Source organism: Acidovorax sp. FG27, from assembly GCF_040365715.1.
Lineage (GTDB): Bacteria > Pseudomonadota > Gammaproteobacteria > Burkholderiales > Burkholderiaceae_C > Paracidovorax.
Window position 1 is genome coordinate 1 of sequence record NZ_BAABVY010000012.1, and the last position, 19448, is coordinate 19448.

Annotated in this window: 21 protein-coding genes; 8 read left to right on the plus strand and 13 right to left on the minus strand. The window is 65.8% G+C overall.

Going from position 1 to position 19448, the window contains the following annotated elements; all coding sequences use genetic code 11:
* The coding region (locus ABWV53_RS15990; RefSeq protein ID WP_353367146.1) for a branched-chain amino acid ABC transporter permease at positions 1 to 940 on the minus strand (940 nt) is incomplete at its 3' end.
* A 31-nt stretch (positions 941 to 971) separates the two neighbouring features.
* Entirely contained in the window at positions 972 to 2189 is a 1218-nt protein-coding gene (locus ABWV53_RS15995) for an ABC transporter substrate-binding protein (RefSeq protein WP_353367147.1), read from the minus strand.
* 230 nt (positions 2190 to 2419) lie between these two features.
* On the opposite strand from ABWV53_RS15995, the gene ABWV53_RS16000 reads away from it, so the two are divergent.
* Positions 2420 to 3193 (plus strand): ferredoxin--NADP reductase, encoded by a 774-nt coding sequence (locus ABWV53_RS16000; RefSeq protein ID WP_056665029.1) that lies wholly within the window; start codon positions 2420 to 2422, stop codon positions 3191 to 3193.
* A gap of 108 nt (positions 3194 to 3301) precedes the next feature.
* On the opposite strand, the gene ABWV53_RS16005 is transcribed toward ABWV53_RS16000, so the two are convergent.
* Entirely contained in the window at positions 3302 to 4090 is a 789-nt protein-coding gene (locus ABWV53_RS16005) for an outer membrane lipoprotein (RefSeq protein ID WP_353367148.1), read from the minus strand.
* 286 nt (positions 4091 to 4376) lie between these two features.
* Between ABWV53_RS16005 and ABWV53_RS16010 the strand changes: the two genes are divergently transcribed.
* Positions 4377 to 5288: a DUF72 domain-containing protein gene (locus tag ABWV53_RS16010; protein ID WP_353367149.1), complete on the plus strand. Its 912-nt coding sequence runs from the start codon at positions 4377 to 4379 to the stop codon at positions 5286 to 5288.
* Positions 5289 to 5311: 23 nt separating this feature from the next.
* Here ABWV53_RS16010 and ABWV53_RS16015 read toward each other — a convergent pair whose 3' ends face one another.
* Positions 5312 to 6250 carry a YihY/virulence factor BrkB family protein gene (locus tag ABWV53_RS16015; protein ID WP_353367150.1) on the minus strand — a complete coding sequence of 313 codons (939 nt, stop codon included), beginning with the start codon at positions 6248 to 6250 and terminating at the stop codon, positions 5312 to 5314.
* Positions 6251 to 6398: 148 nt separating this feature from the next.
* Here ABWV53_RS16015 and ABWV53_RS16020 point away from each other — a divergent pair, with 148 nt between their 5' ends.
* Together ABWV53_RS16020 and ABWV53_RS16025 are read left to right on the plus strand one after the other, a co-directional pair.
* On the plus strand, positions 6399 to 6917 hold the full coding sequence (locus ABWV53_RS16020) for a shikimate kinase (protein WP_353367151.1): 519 nt from the start codon (positions 6399 to 6401) through the stop codon (positions 6915 to 6917).
* A gap of 31 nt (positions 6918 to 6948) precedes the next feature.
* Positions 6949 to 8367 (plus strand): GntP family permease, encoded by a 1419-nt coding sequence (locus ABWV53_RS16025; RefSeq protein WP_353367152.1) that lies wholly within the window; start codon positions 6949 to 6951, stop codon positions 8365 to 8367.
* A 138-nt stretch (positions 8368 to 8505) separates the two neighbouring features.
* Here the strand turns inward: ABWV53_RS16025 and ABWV53_RS16030 are convergent, their stop codons facing one another.
* From ABWV53_RS16030 to ABWV53_RS16060, 7 genes are all read right to left on the minus strand, one after another.
* Positions 8506 to 8865: an HdeA/HdeB family chaperone gene (locus tag ABWV53_RS16030; protein WP_353367153.1), complete on the minus strand. Its 360-nt coding sequence runs from the start codon at positions 8863 to 8865 to the stop codon at positions 8506 to 8508.
* Between the two features lie 407 nt (positions 8866 to 9272).
* Complete coding sequence (locus ABWV53_RS16035; RefSeq protein WP_353367154.1) at positions 9273 to 9683, minus strand: energy transducer TonB; 411 nt, start codon at positions 9681 to 9683, stop codon at positions 9273 to 9275.
* 142 nt (positions 9684 to 9825) lie between these two features.
* The gene (locus ABWV53_RS16040) at positions 9826 to 10062 is read right to left on the minus strand and encodes a cupin domain-containing protein (protein ID WP_353367155.1); all 237 of its coding nucleotides are present in this window, start codon (positions 10060 to 10062) and stop codon (positions 9826 to 9828) included.
* Positions 10063 to 10233: 171 nt separating this feature from the next.
* Complete coding sequence (locus ABWV53_RS16045) at positions 10234 to 10491, minus strand: hypothetical protein (protein WP_353367156.1); 258 nt, start codon at positions 10489 to 10491, stop codon at positions 10234 to 10236.
* A gap of 480 nt (positions 10492 to 10971) precedes the next feature.
* Entirely contained in the window at positions 10972 to 11880 is a 909-nt protein-coding gene (locus ABWV53_RS16050) for a hypothetical protein (protein WP_353367157.1), read from the minus strand.
* 33 nt (positions 11881 to 11913) lie between these two features.
* On the minus strand, positions 11914 to 12357 hold the full coding sequence (locus ABWV53_RS16055) for a hypothetical protein (protein WP_353367158.1): 444 nt from the start codon (positions 12355 to 12357) through the stop codon (positions 11914 to 11916).
* Between the two features lie 561 nt (positions 12358 to 12918).
* Entirely contained in the window at positions 12919 to 13218 is a 300-nt protein-coding gene (locus ABWV53_RS16060) for a DUF1010 domain-containing protein (RefSeq protein ID WP_353367159.1), read from the minus strand.
* A gap of 204 nt (positions 13219 to 13422) precedes the next feature.
* On the opposite strand from ABWV53_RS16060, the gene ABWV53_RS16065 reads away from it, so the two are divergent.
* Positions 13423 to 13608 carry a phage integrase N-terminal SAM-like domain-containing protein gene (locus ABWV53_RS16065; protein WP_353367160.1) on the plus strand — a complete coding sequence of 62 codons (186 nt, stop codon included), beginning with the start codon at positions 13423 to 13425 and terminating at the stop codon, positions 13606 to 13608.
* Between the two features lie 392 nt (positions 13609 to 14000).
* Positions 14001 to 14540 (plus strand): tyrosine-type recombinase/integrase, encoded by a 540-nt coding sequence (locus ABWV53_RS16070; RefSeq protein ID WP_353367161.1) that lies wholly within the window; start codon positions 14001 to 14003, stop codon positions 14538 to 14540.
* A 231-nt stretch (positions 14541 to 14771) separates the two neighbouring features.
* Here the strand turns inward: ABWV53_RS16070 and ABWV53_RS16075 are convergent, their stop codons facing one another.
* Together ABWV53_RS16075 and ABWV53_RS16080 are read right to left on the minus strand one after the other, a co-directional pair.
* Positions 14772 to 16196, minus strand: coding sequence for an FAD-binding oxidoreductase (locus tag ABWV53_RS16075; protein ID WP_353367162.1), 1425 nt, complete (start codon positions 16194 to 16196; stop codon positions 14772 to 14774).
* A 192-nt stretch (positions 16197 to 16388) separates the two neighbouring features.
* Positions 16389 to 17312 carry a LysR family transcriptional regulator gene (locus tag ABWV53_RS16080; protein ID WP_353367163.1) on the minus strand — a complete coding sequence of 308 codons (924 nt, stop codon included), beginning with the start codon at positions 17310 to 17312 and terminating at the stop codon, positions 16389 to 16391.
* Between the two features lie 181 nt (positions 17313 to 17493).
* On the opposite strand from ABWV53_RS16080, the gene ABWV53_RS16085 reads away from it, so the two are divergent.
* Together ABWV53_RS16085 and ABWV53_RS16090 are read left to right on the plus strand one after the other, a co-directional pair.
* The gene (locus ABWV53_RS16085; RefSeq protein WP_353367164.1) at positions 17494 to 18192 is read left to right on the plus strand and encodes an orotate phosphoribosyltransferase; all 699 of its coding nucleotides are present in this window, start codon (positions 17494 to 17496) and stop codon (positions 18190 to 18192) included.
* Between the two features lie 32 nt (positions 18193 to 18224).
* Positions 18225 to 19448, plus strand: coding sequence for a hydantoinase/carbamoylase family amidase (locus ABWV53_RS16090; protein WP_353367470.1), 1224 nt, complete (start codon positions 18225 to 18227; stop codon positions 19446 to 19448).

A 19448-nucleotide genomic window follows, 5' to 3' on the forward strand; every position in this document is an offset into this window, starting at 1 on the left:
GGGCCTCGGCGGCGCCCGCCATGCGCGGCGGCGGCAGGGGCCGGCCCAGCAGGCCCCAGGGGCGCCACACCAGCACGGCCGCCATCACCAAAAATTCCACCACCAGCGTCAGGCGCGGGAAGGCGATGGCCACGCCCGCCACCTCCACCACGCCCAGCCAGATGCACACCGCCTTCAACTCGGCGATCAGCAGCGCCGCCACGAAGGCGCCGGGCATCGACCCCATGCCGCCCACCACCACCACCACGAAGGCGGCGCCGATGGTGGTCATGTCCATGTCGAGATGGGCCGGCTCGCGCGGCAGCTGCAGCGCGCCGCCCAGGCCGGCCAGCAGCGCGCCCAGCGCGAAGACGGCGGTGAACAGCCACGCCTGGTTCACGCCCAGCGCGCCCACCATCTCGCGGTCCTGCGTGGCGGCGCGCACCAGCGTGCCCCAGCGCGTGCGGTGCAGCAGCAGCCAGAGCAGGCCCAGCACCAGCGGTCCCACGCCGATCAGGAACAGGTCGTAGACCGGGAACTGCCGGCCCAGCAGCGGCACGGCGCCTTCCAGGCCGGGGGCACGCGGGCCGAAGAGTTCTTCCGGGCCCCAGGCCCAGAGCACCGCGTCCTTGATGACCAGCACCAGCGCGAAGGTGGCCAGCAGCTGGAAGAGTTCCGGCGCGCGGTAGATGCGGCGCAGCAGCGTCAGCTCGACCAGCGCGCCGAGCAGCCCCACGGCGAGGGGCGCCAGCAGCAGCGCGGGCCAGAAGCCGATGGCGCCCGCGAGGCGCTCCACCAGCGAATAGGCGATGTAGATGCCCAGCATGGTGAACGAGCCATGCGCGAAGTTGACGATGCGCGTGACGCCGAAGATCAGCGACAGGCCCACCGCCACCAGGAACAGGGTGGAGGCGCCGGCCAGCCCGTTCAGCAGCTGCAGCAGCAGGCCGGAGAAATCCACGGTCGCGGCGTGCGGGTCAGGTGAAAAGGTCTCAGGGCGCGGCCGGCCGCAGCTGGCGCACCTGGGCGTCGGAGGGCTGGAACTTCGCGCCGTCCAGGTAGCGGAAGTCCACCATCACGCCGCGGCCGTTCTCGTTCTTCGTTTTGCCGACGAAGGCGCCCATGGTGGACTGGTGGTCCTGCGCACGGTAGGTGATGGGGCCGAAGGGCGTGTCCAGCTGCAGGCCGCGGAAGGCGGCGATCAGCCGCTCCGTGTCGGCCGAGCCGGCGCGCTGCAGGCCGGCCGCCAGCGACAGGATGGCGTTGTAGCCCACCACCGAGCCGGCGCGGGGGTAGTCGCCAAAGCGCTTCTGGTAGGCGTCGAGGAAGGCCTTGTGTTCGGGCGTCTGGATGGCCTGCCACGGGTAGCCGGTGACGATCCAGCCGTCCGGCGTCTCGCTTTTGAGCGTGTCCAGGTATTCGGGCTCGCCCGACAGCAGGCTCACTACGCCCCGGCCCTGGAACAGGCCGCGTGTGTTGCCTTCGCGCACGAACTTGGCGAGATCTGCGGCGAAAAGCACGTTGAAGATGGCGTCCGGCTTGGCGTCCTGCAGTGCCTGCACGACGCTGCCCGCATCCACCTTGCCCAGCGGCGTGGCCTGCTCGGCGACGAATTCCACGTCGGGCTGGGCCGCCTTCATGAGTGCCTTGAAGGTGGCCACGGCCGATTGGCCATATTCGTAGTTGGGATAGACCAGCGCCCAGCGCTTCTTGCGCAGCTGCACCGCGTCGGGCACCAGCATGGCGACCTGCATGTAGGTGGAGGGGCGCAGGCGGAAGGTGTAGCGGTTGCCGTTCTCCCAGACGATCTTGTCGGTGAGCGGCTCGGCCGCGAGGAAGAACACCTTCTTCTGCCGGGCGAAGTCGGTCATGGCCAGGCCCACGTGCGACAGGAAGGTGCCCGTCAGCACGTCGACCTTCTCGCGCGCCAGCAGTTCCTCGGCCGCCCGCACGGCGTCGCCGGGGTTGCCGTTGTCGTCGCGGGTGACCAGCTGCAGCTTCTTGCCCTGCACGCCGCCGCCCGCGTTGACCTGCTCGATGGCCAGCTCCATGCCCTTCTTGTAGGGCTCCAGGAAGGCGGGCTGGGCCTTGTAGCTGTTGATTTCGCCGATCTTGTAGACCGACTGGGCATGCGCCTGGCCGGGCAGCAGGGGGGTGGCCAGGGCGAGGGCGGCAAGGGCTGCCAGGGAGGCGCGGCGGGTCGAAGGCATGGTGTGTCGTCCTGGGTGCGTAACCGGGGGCATAAGCTTCTGCAATATGGGAATGTACCCGCGCTGCCGGTTTGCCCGACAATGCTGGGGTTTGCCCGCATGGCAGGGGGCAGCTTCAGGAACGCTCCACCCCTTGGTGCGTGGGCCCGTTCCGGCCACCGGCCCTGCCGCCCGAGACGGGTCGACCGTCATCGTCGTCGAATCTTTTCTATTCCGGACACAGCCATTCCATGAGCGCCTTTCTCGAAGAACGCGTCTTGACCGTTCACCACTGGACCGACCGCCTGTTTTCCTTCACCACCACGCGGGACCCGGCCCTGCGCTTCTCCAACGGCCACTTCACCATGATCGGCCTGAAGGTGAACGACAAGCCGCTGCTGCGCGCCTACTCCATCGCCAGCCCGAACTACGAGGAGCACCTCGAGTTCCTGTCGATCAAGGTCGAGGACGGCCCGTTGACCTCTCGCCTGCAGCACATCCAGGTGGGCGACACCATCATCGTCGGCAAGAAGCCCACCGGCACCCTGCTGATCGACTACCTGCTGCCCGGCAAGAACCTGTATCTCATCGGCACCGGCACCGGCCTGGCTCCGTGGCTGGCCGTGGCGCGCGACCCCGAGACCTATGAGCGCTTCGACAAGGTCGTTGTGGTGCACGGCGTGCGCCAGGTCGAGGAGCTGGCCTACCAGGACCTGTTCGAGAAGGAGTTGCCCGAGCACGAACTGCTGGGCGACATCGTGCGGGACAAGCTGGTGTACTACCCCACCGTCACGCGCGAGCCCTTCCGCAACCAGGGCCGCATCACCGACCTGATCGAGAACGGCACCTTCCCGGCCAACATCGGCCTGCCGGCGTTCGACCCCGCCGTGGACCGCGTCATGCTCTGCGGCAGCCCCGCCATGCTGGCGGACCTGAAGGAGATGCTGGAAAAGCGCGGCTTCCAGGAAGGCAACACCAGCACGCCGGGCGACTTCGTGGTCGAACGCGCCTTCGTCGAAAAGTAAGCCAGGGCGCTGCGCTCAAAGCCCAGTCCCCAATGCAAAAGGCCGGCCCGGAAACTCCGGGGCCGGCCTTTTTGCTGGCGCGCGCGGCCGGCGACCGGCCGCAGGGCATCAGTACGCGTTCACCACGCGCACCGGCTGGCCGTTGCCGTAGCGGGCGTCACCGCCCTGGTCCACGCGGAACGAGCGGCCATCGACGCGCACCTGCGTGCCTTCGGCCACCGGCTGCGAGCGCGTGAAGGTGCGCAGCGAGCCGTCGTCCATGCGCACACGTACCTGGTAGGCCGTGGTGGTGCGGGTGCGCTGTTCCACGGTGTGGCCCAGGTAGCCGCCGCCCACGGCGCCCAGCACCGTGGCCGCCGTGCGCCCATTGCCCTTGCCCACCTGGTTGCCCAGCACGCCGCCCAGCACGCCCCCGGCGACCGCGCCGATGCCGGTGGCCGGCGCCGCCTGCTGCACGGCCTGCACCGACTCCACCCGGCCGCAGCTGGCGCACACGGGCTGGGCCGAGACGGGGCGGGAATACTGGGGCGACGCATAGCCGCCGCCCTGGGCATAGTCCTGTCGCGCGGGAGCGGTGGCCGGAGCGCGATTTGCTACGGAATTGGTAGCGGGCTGCGCCCGCTGCACCGGCGCTGCAGGCACTTTTGCCGCAGTATTTTCGTCCACCAGCGCGGTGTGTCCGGCCGCGCCTTCCGGCAGCGGCGCAGCGGCCGCAACGGACTGCACGGCCGCTGCGTTGCGGCCCGACTGCTGCACCACCAGGGTGGCGCCCAGCGCCAGCACGCTCACGCCCAGCGCGCCGACGGCGGCCCAGAGCCACTTGGTCGATGCGCCCGCCGGGGCGGCCTGCGCCTGTGCGGGGAAGAGGGGGTTGGAAGGTCGAACGATGAGACCCATGATGAAAGTCCTCCTTGGAGTAGTCGTCGGCAGCGTACCCGCGACATCGCTTTACAAGCCGAGGCCATTTGTAACGGCCGTAAGAAGCCGTCGGGGCCGCCTGCCGTGCCTGTAGGCGGTCTTCCAGCCTGTGTGTCCGCCGGTGGCGCACCTTCGGTTTGCGGCGTGCAGAGGGTGGTGACATCGGCGGCGCAAGTCCGTAGGCTGGATCGGTCCCCTGGCCCATGTGACCCGCTTTGCCACGCAGAGCGCACCAGGCACCTGCATACTCCTACGCACCGATCCCATGCAAGCACAGATCCGCATCGGCATCTCCGGCTGGCGCTATCCGCCGTGGCGCGGCCCGTTCTACCCGCCCGGGCTGGTGCAATCGCAGGAGCTGCGCCACGCCGCGCACCAGTTTCCGGCCATCGAACTGAATGGCTCGTTCTACGCGCTGCAGCGCCCCGCCAGCTACGCCCGCTGGGCGGCAGACACGCCCGAGGGCTTCGTGTTCACCGTGAAGGCGCCGCGTTTCATCACCCATGTGCTGCGCCTGCGCGATGCGCGCGCGGCGGTGGCCAACTTCTTCGCGTCCGGTCTGTTCGGCCTGGGCGCCAAGCTCGGGCCCATCCTGTGGCAGCTGCCGCCGAACCTCGCGTTCGATGCCGAGCTGCTGGACGCCTTCCTGGCCCTGCTGCCCCACGACACCACTGCCGCCGCCGCCCTGGCCGCCGACCGCGACGCGCAGCGCATGCGCGGCCGCGAGCTGCTGGAGCCCGAGCGGCCCTGGCGCGTTCGCCACGCGCTGGAAGTGCGGCACGACAGCTTCTGCCACCCCGACTTCGTCGCGCTGCTGCGCCGCTACGGTGTAGCGCTGGTGGTGGCCGACACGGGCGGCCGCTGGCCCGAGCTGGGCGACGTCACGGCCGACTTCATGTACCTGCGCCTGCACGGCGCGAGCGCGCTCTACGCCAGCGGCTACGGCGACGCGCAGATCGACCGGTGGGCGGCGCGCATCCGCGCCTGGGCCGCAGGCGGTGTGCCGGCCGATATGCGCACGGTGGCGCCCGCGGCACGCAGGGCTTCGGCCCCCGGCCGCACGCCACGCAACGTGTTCTGTTTTTTCGACAACACCGAGAAGATCCACGCGCCCGCCAACGCGCTGCGGCTGGCCGACCGGCTGGGGCTGGGCACGGGGCTGCAAATCACCCGCTGACCGGCGGGCGTGGCCTTGCCGCGTCAGGCAGAACGTTTCTCGGGCGGCAGCCCGGTGCGCAGGGCGTTCTCTTCGCGCACTTCCTGCAGCGCACGGGCGCAGGCGGCAGAAAACAGCAGCACGGCCGACGAGAAGAAGATCCACATCAAGAGCACCACCAGCGACCCCGCGGCGCCGTAGGCCGACACCACCGCCGCCGTGGAGAGATAGAGCGCCAGCAGCTGCTTGCCCACCGTGAACAGGATGGCGCCCACCACGGCACCGAACACCAGGCAGATCATGGACGGCTTGGGGCCGCCGCCGATGCGCATCAGGCCCACGAACAGGCCCACGGCGATGGCGAACGCCACCAGCTCGTTGACCACCAGCAGCAGCGTGCCCGAGCCGACCGGCAGCGCATCGCTGGCCCAGTGGCCCACCATGTTGATGCCGGTGGACACCACCAGCGACACCAGCAGCAGGAAGCCGATGGCCAGCACATAGCCCAGCCCGCGCAGCCGCAGCGACGCCATGCGCCACCAGGCCTTGGTGGTCTGCGGTGCCGGAGGCTGGCCGCCCAGCCAGAGGCGCTCCAGCGCCGACTGCAGCTCCACGAACACCCCGGTCGCGCCGGACAGCAGCAGGCCGAAGCCGAACAGCGACGCCAGCCGGCCCTGCGACGGCTCCTGCGCGCTCGCCAGCGCCACGCGGATCGCGTCCGCGCCGCGGTCGCCTACCACGTGCTGCACCTGGGCGATGAGATTCGTTTCGAGGTAGGCCTTGTCGATCCACCAGCCCATCACGCCCACCAGCAACAGCAGCAGCGGCGCCAGGCTCAGCATGCCGTAGAACGACATGGCGGCGCTCATGCGCGGGCCGTCCACGTCCATCCACAGATTGGCGGCGCGAATCAACGGGGCGATGGGCCGCAGCATGCGCTGGACGCGGTCGGCCACACGTTCCTTGAAAGAAGAAAGTGCCATGGCTGATTGTCGGCCACGCAGGCTGGGGCGACTGTCAGTTGATGCCGACAGGCCGGCCGTGGCGCAGAGGGCCATCGACCGAGAATGCGGGCCGTACACTCCACGGCTCCGATCGCACCCACCGATAACGACAGACAGGACACAAAGAATGCAGACGCGCTGCGCACTGGTTGGCATGCCAGGCTCGGGCAAATCCACGGTCGGCCGTCATCTGGCGCGGCGGCTCGATGTGCCCTTCGTGGACCTGGACCAGCGGATGGAAAGTGTCCTGGGCACCAGCATCCGCTCGTACTTCGAGCAGCACGGCGAAGACAGCTTCCGCGAGCGCGAAACCGCCTTGATGGCCGAGATCGCCGCCGAGCCCGGCGACATGGTGCTGTCGACCGGCGGCGGCATCGTGCTGCGCCAGCCCAACCGCGTGGCGCTACGCGACTTCGGCCACGTGCTGTATCTGCGCGCCTCGCCCGACGAGATCTTCAAGCGCGTGCGCCACGACAAGGCCCGCCCGCTGCTGCAGGTGGCCAACCCGCTGGAGCGCCTGCGGGAGCTCTATGCCGTGCGCGACCCGCTCTACCGCGAGGTCGCCCATTTCACGGTGGAGACCGGCCGCCCGACCGTGAGCACGCTGGTCAACATGATCATCATGCAGCTGGACATGGCCGCCTGACCCCTTCGCTTCCTCCTGCCCAGGTCCACCCATGACTTCCCACGACATCCAATTGCTGGTCACCGCGCTCGTCAGCGTGCTTTGCCTGGTGGCGCTCATCGTGTCGCGGCTGCGGGTGCACCCGCTGCTGGCGCTGCTGATCGTGTCGGTGGGCGCAGGCCTCTTCACCGGCATGCCGCTGGACAAGCTGGTCGCCGCCATCTCGGGCGGCGCGGGCAAGACGCTGGGCGCGGTGGGGCTGGTGGTGGCCCTGGGCGCCATGCTGGGCAAGGTGCTGGCGGACTCGGGCGTCACCGACAGCCTGGCCAGCGCCATCCTCGACCGCGCATCCCGCAGGGCGCTGCCCTGGGCCATGGCCGGCGTGGCCTTCATCGTCGGCATTCCGATGTTCTTCGAGGTCGGCCTGATCGTGCTGCTGCCGCTCATCTTCGGCGTGGCCCGCAAGCTGGAGGCCGAGCAGCAGGGCAGTGGGTCGGCGTACGTCTACGTCGGCGTGCCCGTCATCGCCGCGCTGGCCGCCATGCACGGCATGGTGCCGCCGCACCCCGGCCCGCTCACCGCCATCGCCACGCTCAAGACCAGCGTCGGCGCCACCATGATCTACGGCTTCATCGCCGCGCTGCCGGCCATCGTGCTGGCCGGGCCGGTGTATGGCAGCTTCATCGCCAAGCGGCTGACGGTGCGCCCGGACGACGCCCTGATCGCGCAGTACGCACCCGACACCACCGCCGACGCCACGGCGGCAACGGAAGCCGCCCACAGCGCCCCGGCGGCGCACAGGCAGCCTCCCGGTCTGGCCCTGGGCGTGCTGGCGGCGCTGGCGCCGGCCCTGCTCATGCTGATGCATGCGCTGGGCGAGATGCTGCTGCCCAAGGGCTCCGCGCTGCTGCACTTCACCGCCTTCGTGGGGAACCCGATCATCGCCATGCTGCTGGGCGTGGTCTTCGCCGTGCTGGCGCTGCGCCCCGGCCAGCCCGAGGCCGTGCGCAAGGCGCTCAGCGACAGCATCAAGCCCATCGCCAACGTGCTGCTCATCATCGCGGGCGGCGGCGCCTTCCAGCAGGTGCTGACCGACGCGCGCGTGGGCGACGCCATCGTCCACCTGAGCCAGCAACTGCCCGTGTCGCCGCTGCTGCTGGGCTGGCTGATTTCCATGCTGCTGTCGGTCTCCACCGGCTCGGCCACCGTCGGCATCGTGGGCGCAGCGGGGCTGCTGGCGCCGCTGGCTGCCTCCGGCACGGCCGTCAACCAGCCGCTGCTGGCGCTCTCCATCGGCTGCGGCTCGCTGTTCTTCAACTACGCCAACCATGCGGGCTTCTGGCTGGTGAAGGAATCGTTCGGCATGAGCCTGGGCGAAGCCACCAAGACCATCTCGGTCGTGCAGTCCATCGTCGCGCTGGTGGGGCTGGGCATGGTCCTGCTGATGAACCTGCTGCCGCCGCTCGGGTGAGGGCGCCGCCATCGATCCGCGCTGGCAGGCGGTCAGAACGACGTAAAACAAAGAGCCCTGCACCGCATCGCTGCGGTGCAGGGCTCTTTGTTTTGGGGCCGGAGCCTGCGGTGGGGTCAGGCGTGTGCCCTTCCGTGCTTACTTCGACGTCTTGGGCGCGTGGTAGTTGTTGCCCACCGGGTCGGTGGCCATGCTGCTGGCCAGCACCTTGTCGTAGGCCGACTTGCTCAGGTTCACGGCGCAGTACTGGTCCAGTTCGGGCTTGATCTTCTCGATGGCCTCTTCCTCGAACACCACCTCCTTCGCGCCCTTCTTGCCGTGGCCCACCGCGTAGTAGATGAACTTGGGCTTGATGGTTTCGTTCAGCGCCACATAGTCCGCGCAGGTGGTCTTCACGACCGGCTTGGCCGGTGCGGCGGGTGCTGGCGTCTGGGCCATGGCGGCGGTGGCGGTCACGGCGGAAACCGTCAGGGCGGTGAGGTAGGCGAGAACTCGCATGGTGTGACTCCTTCATTCAGTGGTTCATCCGATTCGGCCCCGGCACTGCGGTGCGCCGCGCCGGACCCATTGCGTTGACGCTGCCCGGCGGGTGGATTGCAGCGACGAATTCACTGTAGGAGCGGCCACTTAGGCGGCGCTTAAATTCGCGCCGCGTCGGGAAGACTGGTGCACCAGATCGCATTGGCATTGCACCCGCGCTTTCACCGCGTTGGCGATAAAGCACGCCGCTTCTCTCAGATCCCGCCACCGGTGCCGCTATCAGGTCCTGGGCACAACGCATTCGTCGTGCAAGTGCCGTTCGGCGCAACCATCGCCCCTGGCTAGCAGCTGCCGTAGGAATCGGCGTTCGAGTTGCTCACGATGCGCACGGGCACGCCGCTGGTGCCGCCAGCGAACGCCCGAGCCTATTCAAGAACGAACCGATAAGGCGCGCTGATGCAGCTTTTCACCCACTTGCCCGACGCCGTCTGCGCAGGCCGGAACCGCGAACGCTTCACCGCATCGACCGCCGCGCCGTCCAGCTCCGCGCTGCCAGAGCTTTCCTTGACGTGGATATCCACCACCGCGCCATCGGCCCGCACGCAAAACTGTACGCGCACGGCGCCTTCGATACCGTACAGCCTGGCAGTCAACGGATAGACCGGTACGGCAGCCTGCACACTCGCCACCGGATGAACGATGGCATCGGTGGGTAGCGTGCAGGCGGTCAGCATCGCTGCGAGCAGGGTTGCGGCGAGCAGGAGCGTGGAGCGGCCTCGGTAGGGCTGGGCGCCAGGCTTGGAAGGACGGCCGGGGAAAAAGGGCGAAATGGTCATACGCCATTTTCCTGAGTCAGAGTTCGACTCTGAAATCGGTACGCGTGCCAGCGGCCGCGATGGGTTTGATTTATTGAGCGGTCTAACGCCCGAGTCGACAGGCACCAGAGCGTGCACCGGAGGCGTCCGCTGCGATGACTAATTATGACTCGCCGCTCTGAGGCCCACAAAACACAACCCACGTAGAAAAGTCGGCACTGAATTTCACAAACTTGTGGTCAGCACCCGCTGGAACAAAGGCAATCGTGCCTGGATGGCACTCATGGGAATCGGATCCAATGAGAAGGGTCGCGTGACCCGAATGTACGAAGTAAAGCTCGTCTTGCTCATGTGGCGTTTGCGGGTCAGTGCCGACCGGTGAGTAGATCTCGACTGACATGGTTCATGCGCGAGCGCATGAACAAAGCGCTTGCCGTCCCGCCCTTTCGAACTGACGACGCTTGGCAATTGCGCAAGTAGATCTGCGGCGTGGGAGATGAGCGCCATGGCTACAGTGTCCTAACGAATCAGCTAAGCCGACCGCCGAAGGCGGTTCGGCTTGAGCGCCGTGTTAGATCGCGACGGCGTATGCAACGAGCCCTCCAGCGAGCAGCACATAGAACGCTATTCCAACAAACAGCTGGCCAGTAGTTGTTATCACACGATGCCCTTCTCGTACAAATGAAAGAGCACCTGCAGCACCGTGGATTCGACCCTCTTGACCATCGAACGATTCGCCTCGCCAACGTCTGAGAGTGAGGATCGAAATAATCATCCTCCCCGTGAGGCTCACCACCATGCCCAAAGAGATTCCGATCACTTCATCCATGTGATCTAACGCTTACGGTAAGCCGCGCCGGAGTGCAAAGCACGGAGGGTACCCACAAGCGGAGCTTGTGGGCGTCGGCTTGACCAACCGGTTAGACTGGTGGCAAAGACTCGTTCGGTGGGAGCACTCACCCGCGCGACCTCTTTTGCCTGTCGTTAGGAGGAACTAGCATCGGTTCAAGCCATGCCTTGTTTGCAGGCGTTGAGAACATTGAAAGTTCTCGGAGTTTGCCTTGATATCGGCGGTAGAGAGCAACCAACTCTAAGATAGAGCTACGGCTCAAGCGCGTGGATCGAATTTGGATATGAAGCTCTCGTCCCAAACCCTTTACGGAAAGGATGCCGGGAATGTATTGCAGGCAGTTGAAGAAAGCTGCTTCTTCCCCTGGTGCGTAGTAGCTCATTGGAGCCTTGTTGCCATAAAAAGGCCTAACGAAATAGGTAAGCTGCCCGCAGTGTGCGGGTCGGCTTGAGTGCTAGGTTAGCTTGTTTTGGCCTTCCATTGTGCACTAATCTCCTTGCAAGCCGCTTCAATATCAATCATTCTCTTCTTTTCCGCTTTCGGTGCAGAAATAACACTTGAAGAGGGTACGTCAATGATAATGCATAACTTATGATCAATCGTATTTTCTGAGTTTTCTTGAACAAATGTTTTTAAAGTGGTTGCAACATATTCTCCAGAAATTTTATCCAGGGGATTTGATTTTGGAAAATGAAGCTTTAATGCGCCAATCACTTCATCATTGTCATTTTTTATATAAGCATCGGGTCTGATGGAGACGTCAACACCTGCTATTCCCATAGTTGATTTTTCATTTGCAGGTGCTTTTTCAAATTTGTAATTTTCTGGCAATTGATCCGATATTTCAAGAAAACTATCTATAGCATCAGCCGATAGATTCTTGTCTTGTGCAATAAATTTGCTTTCATATTCTTTATTTCGTAGATCTTCTGCTACCTGAGTTAGCTGGTCTTCAGAAATAATTCCTGCAATGCAGTTGACAATGCTTTCGCGTGCATCGGTGTATCGAGCCACAACAAAATCCTTCGGGGCAATCTGATCTTCAATGATGCGCCGCCGTCTTGCTGGTGTGGCACTCATATACTCGCCAAGCTTATTCAAACTGATTTTTGGAGCTGACATTGAAAGCCCTTCAAAGCTAACGTACGAGCTAAGCGGCGAAGCAAAAGCGCAGCTTTTGCGTAGTCCGCTTGCGCGAAGGGTTAGATCACACGGTTCACCACTTGAGGCGAAAGTAGTGATGCAAGAGGGCAAAGAATACATCTGTGTCTGCCAGCGTACTAACCCCATGCCGTCTACCGCTGAGTTCTTGCTTCGACTTGCGAAGAACTCTTGCGGCAAAGCTCTCTTGCTTTGGGACCAACTCAATAAATCCGTAGCTCCGCAAGAATTGCAGCTCATCTATGGAATGGGCAAGACCTGAACTCTCATGGATGAGCTTCTGCTGCTTAGGCGAGAACCGCCAACCGCCATAGGAGAAGAAGCCGCTAGCATCAACTTGACTGACATATTTTTGACGCGCTGATCAAAAGTCTTCGCGCATATGGCATCGAACGCCTGTTGCAACTGGTCGACACGAGCGTGCTTAGTTGACGACGTGAGCGTGGATTGCTCAGTCACTTGGATATGTTCTCCATCGCGCATGACAAGCAAGAACGACATGGCTGGGTCGTGACTTTCAGTAACGCCTACCGAGATATGCCGCGTCTGATGGATAACCCGGGAGCTTCGGGTTTCCACTACATCGGCAAATGCATACTTCCGACCGCGAAAGTTGAACCCCGCTTCATCCACTTGGAAACTCGTTTGCTCAAGCGTATTCTTCTTGAATAATGGGGCGATCATGGATGTGGGCTTTTTGAGGACTAACGGACAAAGTAAGTCGCCCCCCGTAGGCGGGTCGGCTTGACTGCAATGTTAGAACTCAACAATGGACAACTAAATGCCCAAAATGGCAGAGTATGACTACCTGCCCTCCAGTTTCAATCATATGAAGGCCTCGTGCTTGAGCCTTTTAAATAATTTCCAAGAGCGATGAATATTGATCGACATCAGCACGCGAGCGACGAACAACACCACCGTTTGCGGCAACTGCTTGAAAAATTTGATCAGACCATGCACTCATAGATTATCCTTAAAATTATAATGCACCAAGCTAAAAGGCGGAGTAAACGTCCGCTTGAGCGACGGGTTAGAAAAGCAATTTAACGAGAAAAGCTTCATTTATTTTTTTGGGGATTAATCCATTTGCTAGGTTTGAGGTTTGGTGTATTGCCTGGTGTAGTTTTGTTATCCCGACGGCGCTTATCCAGCTCTCCTGTTGAGGGTGCTATCGGCTTTGGTCCTGGTTTAAGTGGCATGAGTTATCTCCTTAGTGGTTAAAAAATTACAGTGCTCGCATATCGTCTAACGGCGGAGGTAAGCCGCCCGCCGGAGGCGGGTCGGCTTGACCGAATGGTTAGGCGAGGACGCCAAGAGGGAGAGCCACGATGTGCAGACGTGCGCAGCCCGAGAAAAAGCGCTGTGCCACGGAAGAGGCGCAGCGCTGCCAAAACGATAGCAGGTGGCGGTGGGTGAATGGGCGCCAACAGCCAAAAAGGCTTGAAATTGACGAAGCGAACGCAGGCGAAGCCCAGCAAAGCGCCAAAACCCCCAAGGAGAAACCTTCGAGAAAGGCGAAACGCTGGAATGGGTGCGGGCCTGCATGAAGCGGAATACGAGGCTAACTAGAAATAGACGACGTTCATCCTACCGTTCGCAGTCCGCCAACACAACACACTTGGTCGCATCCACTCGCAAACCCCAACATCATCACATTTAGGCAAACCTAAAATTTTGCAGGTGGCATCCATGCAGCCTCTACTATCCGATCCGCTGGCGGAAAGGCCGCCGCCCAAGTTGCTAGACCGAATGCGCATCCACCTGCGCACCCGGCACTACAGCATTCGCACGGAGCAGGCGTACGTTGACTGGGCGCGCCGCTTCATTCTCTATCACGGCAAACGCCATCCGCAGGACATTGGCGCGGTGGAGGTCGAGGCGTTTCTGAGCAATTTGGCGGTCGACAGGCACGTTGCGGCATCCACGCAAAACTAGGCCAAAGCGGCGGTTCTGTATTTGTACAAACAGGTTTTGGGAATGGAGCTGCCCTGGCTGAATGAAGTCGCACAGGTCAAGCGGCCACAGCGTCTGCCGGTGGTGCTCACGCCGACCGAGGTGCGCGGACTGCTGTTGCACGTCGATGGCACGCCGGGGTTGGTGGCGCAGTTGCTATACGGCACGGGGATGCGGCTGGTAGGGAACCTCTGCACGAATCGCCGCGTCGCGTGCATCTGCGGACTCGGGCAGTCTTCGGCGTTGCCAATCCTCGCGATAGCTACGGCTATCACTGCGGCTTGCGCCTTGCAGCCCTCCCGATCCGCAGCGCCCACTTTCCGCTTGATTCGTGCAGAGCTTCCCTGGAGGCGCTCCGCCTGCGGGTCTAGGACGTGGAATTCGCCCGGCGCGAGGTGATCGTGCGCGAAGGCAAGGGCAACAAGGACCGGGTGACGGTGCTGCCGGAGAACCTGATTGCGCCCTTGCAAGCGCAATTGCACAAGGCTCGGGCTTTGCACGACAAGGATGTGGCGGCGGGGTTGGGCCGGGTGTATCTGCCGCATGCGCTGGCGGTGAAGTACCCCGACGCAGACCGCAGCTGGGCGTGGCAGTGGGTGTTTCCGTCACCGGTGCGATCCATCGACCCGCGCCCGGATGCGCGTACCGGGCAGTCGGTGGAGCGGCGCCACCATGTGTATCCGGAGTCGGCGCAGCGTGCGGTGCGAGAGGGTGCGCGGCGTGCGGGCAGTGACAAGCCAGTGTCGCCCCATGTGCTGCGGCATTCGTTCGCTACCCATCTGCTGCAGGCGGGCTATGACATTCGCACAGTGCAGGAGCTGTTGGGCCACGCGGATGTGAGCACCACCATGATCTACACCCACGTGCTGAACAAGAGTGGGCGCGACATCTTGAGTCCGCTGGATGCGCTGTGAACCCGCGAACTTGCGGCCGAAACGCCTGCCTGATGGAGTACGCCAGGGCAACACTGTTCGCTCGCCAGCCCTCCAGCCGTGATGTCCAAAACGTGCCCTGGCTTCGACAAGCTCAGCCCGAACGGTGGAGGCGCGGCTGGGACACGTTGCTTGATAGTCAGGCCAAAATGGCTTGTGGCGCCCGCCCATCCAGCGCGGGTAGCTACCAAATCAATAGCGACCAACGCTCGATCACATCGCAAAGATCTTCCCCGGATTCAAAATGTTCTTCGGGTCCAGCGCCTGCTTGATCGCCCGCATCATCGCCACGGCCCCCGGCCCGGTCTCGTCCAGCAGAAACCCCATCTTGTGGATGCCCACGCCGTGTTCACCGGTGCAGGTGCCGCCCAGCGCCAGGGCACGGGCCACCAGCTGGTGGTTCAGCGCTTCGGCCTTCTGGCGTTCTTCCGCGCTGTTCGGGTCGATCAGGTAGCCGAAGTGGAAATTGCCGTCGCCCACGTGGCCGACGAGGAAGTACGGAATGCCGCTGGCGTCGGCTTCGATCACCGAGTCGAGCAGGCAGTCCGCCAGGCGGCTGATGGGCACGCAGGTGTCGGTGCTGATGGCGCGGCAGCCGGGGCGGCTTTGCACGGCGGCGAAATACGCGTTGTGCCGCGCGGTCCAGAGGCGGGTGCGCTCCTCGGGCGTGGTCGCCCATTCGAAGGCGTTGCCGTTCCATTCCTGCGCGATGGCCTGCACGGTCTCGGCCTGTTCCTGCGCGCCGGCGGGGGAGCCGTGGAATTCCATCAGCAGCATGGGCTCTTCGCGCAGGCCCAGCTTGCTGTGGGCATTCACCATGCGCACGGTGTGCTGGTCGATCAGCTCCACGCGGGCAATCGGCACGCCCAGCTGGATGGTCTGGATGACGGTGCGCACGGCCTCCTCGATGCTGGGGAAGGAGCAGATGGCGGCGCTCACCGCTTCCGGCAGGGGGTACAGGCGCAGGGTGACTTCGGTGATCACGCCCAGCGTGCCTTCGCTGCCCACGATCAGGCGCGTCAGGTCGTAGCCGGCGGCGCTTTTCTTGGCGCGGGTGCCGGTGCGGATGGCCTCGCCGCTGGCGGTCACCACTTCCAGCGCCAGCACGTTCTCGCGCATGGTGCCGTAGCGCACGGCGTTGGTGCCGCTGGCGCGGGTGGCGGCCATGCCGCCGATGCTGGCGTCGGCGCCCGGGTCGATGGGGAAGAAGAGGCCCGTGTCCTTGATGGCTTCGTTCAGCTGCTTGCGGGTGATGCCGGGCTGCACGGTGACGGTGAGGTCGTCCGCATCCACGCGCAGCAGGCGGTTCATGCGGCTCACGTCGATGCTGATGCCGCCCTGGATGGCCAGCAGGTGCCCTTCCAGCGACGAGCCGGCGCCGTACGGAATCACCGGCACGTCGTGCTCGGCGGCCAGGCGGATGGCATCGGCCACGTCCTGCGTGCTTTCGGCAAACAGCACGGCCGAAGGCGGCGGCGCTTGGATGGAGCCTTCGTCGCGGCCGTGCTGTTCACGCACCGCCAGCGCGGTGGACAGCTGCGCGCCGAAGCGTGCCGCGAGCGCATCGAGCATCGCAGGGGGCACCGGGCGCAGGGGCACTTCGGGCAGCAGATGGGTGGCGGTGGCAGGGGCGTTCATGGCGGCGGTCTTTCGGCAAGTCGCAGGCGGTGGGCTGCCCCCGGCAGGGCGTGGGGCGCGCCGGGGGCCCGAAGGAAGAAGAGGCAGGGGTGACCTTCATTCTAGAAGCCGCTGCCCGCGGGCGTGCGCCCCGTGTCGCTTCACCCCGCGCAGCGGCGGCGTGTCCGCCGGGCCGGGCCGGTGCGGTGGCGGTCAGGTCCGCTGCGGCGTGACGTGGTCCGCAAAGCGCTGCGCGGCCACGGGCAGGTCGGCAAAGCGCAGGGCGTACAGATTCAGCTCGCGGTCGGCCCAGGCGTCGGTGAGCGCGACGGAGCGCAGCTGGGTGGCCTCGCCCAGCGCGCGGAAGGCGCCCTCGGGCATGACGCCCAGGCCCAGGCCGCTTTCCACCATGCGGCACAGCGCGCTCAGGCTGTCCACCTCCATGCGGCGGGCCAGTACGCGGCGGGTGGCGCGGGCTTCCTGCGCCAGCGACTGCTGCACCGTGCTGCTGTCGCGCAGGCCGATCTGCGGGTAGGCCAGCGCGCGCTCGTATGGCACCTGCTTGAGCCGCGCCAGCGCGTGGCCGCGCGGCACCACCAGCACCAGGCGCTCGCACCGGTAAGGGCGCGACTCCAGCCCCAGCACTTCGTCGCTGGCGCCGCAGATGCCGATGTCGGCCGCGCCTTCGCGCACCGCCTGCGCCACGGCGCGGCTGGCCGCCTGGCGCAGGTCGATGCGGATGTCGGGATGGCGCTGCATGAAGCCGGCCATCTCCGCCGGCAGGAACTGCTCGACCACCGACGCGCTGGCGCACACCCGCACGTGGCCGCGCACGCCGCGCGCGAATTCGCCCAGGTCGGCGTGCAAATGCTCCACCGCCAGCAGGATGGCGTGGGCGTGCTGCAGCAGCTGCTCGCCCGCCGGGGTGGGGCGGGCGCCGCGCGCGTGGCGAGCCAGCAGCGGCGCCTGGGCCAGGGTTTCCAGCTCGGCGATGCGCTTGCTCACCGCCGAGGGCGCCATCTGCCCGCGCTCGGCCGCGCGCGCGATGCTGCCGGCCTCGCAGACCATGATGAAGAGATCGAGCGTGCCCAGATCGAGCTGGCGCAGAAAGCTGCGGGATGAGAGGAGACGGGACATGGGAAAGGGAAGGGGCTGGCGGGCACTGCTGCGACCGGCCCTCGATGCAAGAGCCAAGCCAGCGCAGCCGCCGGGGTCGGGCGAGCCATCGCGTTTCGGAACGGCTGGCGGAGATTTTTGCACTTCTCCCCACCCGCGCCTCTGCCTACAGTGCATCACTTGCTCATTCAGCAGGTAGCCGATGGTCTTCTCACCCTCCGATGCGGAGCGCACCGCCCGCGCCCTGGTCGCCACCGATGCCGTGCGCATCGCGGGCGACACGCCCTTTTTCTACACCTCCGGCTGGGCCAGCCCGGTCTATGTGGACGTGCACGCCCTGCTGAGCGACGTCGCCTGGCGCACCGACCTGATGGACGCCGCCGCGCGGGCCGTGGCGCCGCTCGTCACCCAACAGGGCATCGGCGCCGTGGTGGGCTCCGAAAGTTCCGGCATCGCCTTCGCGGCCTGGCTGGCCGACCGGCTCGCGCTGCCCATGCTGTATCTGCGCAAGCGGCCGATCGGCTGGGGCGTGCAGGCGCAACTGCAGGGGCGGCTGCCGCAGGCGGGCGCCAACGTGCTGCTGGTGGACGACGTGACCACCGACGGCCGCTCCAAGCGGGCCGCCGCCGCCGCGCTGCGCCAGGCCGGCACGCAGGTCACCGATGCGCTGGTGCTGTTCGACTACGCCATCTACCCGCACGCCGCCACCGGGGCGGCCGCGCAGCAGGCGCTGCAGCTGCACGCGCTGGCGTCGTGGCCGCACCTGCACGCCGCGCTGATCGCATCGGGGCGGCTCGGCGCGCAGCAGTTGCGCACGCTGGCCGACTTCACCGCATCGCCCACGCAGTGGTCGCTGGCCCACGGCGGCACCGGCGGCGCGCCGGTCGGAGGTGCCGCGTGAGCGCCGCCGCGTGGCGCGTGCAGGCCGTGGCGATGCTCACCGAGGTGGCCGACGCCACCCGCGACGGCCCCGGCATCACCCGCGAAAGCTACGGGCCCGGCGAAGACGCGGCCCTGCAGGTGCTGGAGCGGCATGCCGCCGCCCTGGGCCTGGCCTGCGAATACGACCGCGCGCGCAACCTGTGGATGCGGCTGCCCGAAGACACGCGCCCCGGCCCGGTGGTGGTCATCGGCTCGCACGTCGATTCCGTGCCCCAGGGCGGCAACTACGACGGCCTGGCCGGCGTGGTGGCGGGCATGCTGGTGCTGGCCGCGCTGCGCGGGCGGCATGACCGCGGCGCGCCGCTGCGCGTGCTGGCGCTGCGCGGCGAGGAAAGCGCCTGGTACGGCCGCGCCTACATGGGCTCGATGGCGCTGCTGGGGCGCCTGCCCGCCGCCGCCCTGCGCCTGCCGCACCGCGCGGACGGCGGCACGCTGGGCGACGCCATGGCGCGCTGCGGCGCCGACGTGGAGGCCATCGCGCAGGGCACGCCGCTGCTGCCGTGCGCCGTGGCCGCCTATCTGGAGCTGCACATCGAGCAGGGCCCGGTGATGGTCGCACGCGGCTGGCCGGTGGCGGCCGTCACGGGCATTCGCGGCAACGTGCGCCACAACCGCGTGCGCTGCATCGGCGAGACCGGCCACTCCGGCGCCGTGCCGCGCTGGCTGCGCAAGGACGCGGTGCTGGCCGTCTCGCAACTGCTCTCCCGCATGGACGAGCACTGGCGCGTGCTGCTGCAGATGGGCATGGACCTGGTGATGACCAGCGGCATCTGCACCACGCCCGCCCAATCGCACGCCGTGTCGGTGATTCCTGGCGAGGTGCAGTTCAGCTTCGAGGCCCGCAGCCAGGACGCGGCCACGCTGGAGCGTTTTCACCAGCTGATGCAGGCCGAGTGCAGCGCCATCGCGGCCGACCGGGGCGTGCGCTTCGAATTCGACGAGCGCCTGACCACGGCCCCCGCCACCATGGACGAGGGCTGGATCCAGCGCTTCGAAGCCGTGGCCGCGCGTGCCGGGCAGACGCTGGAGCGCATTCCCAGCGGCGCCGGCCACGACGCGGCGGTGTTCGCCGCCGCCGGCATTCCCGCCGCCATGCTGTTCGTGCGCAACGCCCATGGTTCGCACAACCCCCAGGAGGCGATGGAGATCGACGACTTCCTGCTGGGCACGCAGTGGCTGGCGGAGGGGTTGCTGCAGGGGCCGCTGGCCGACTGA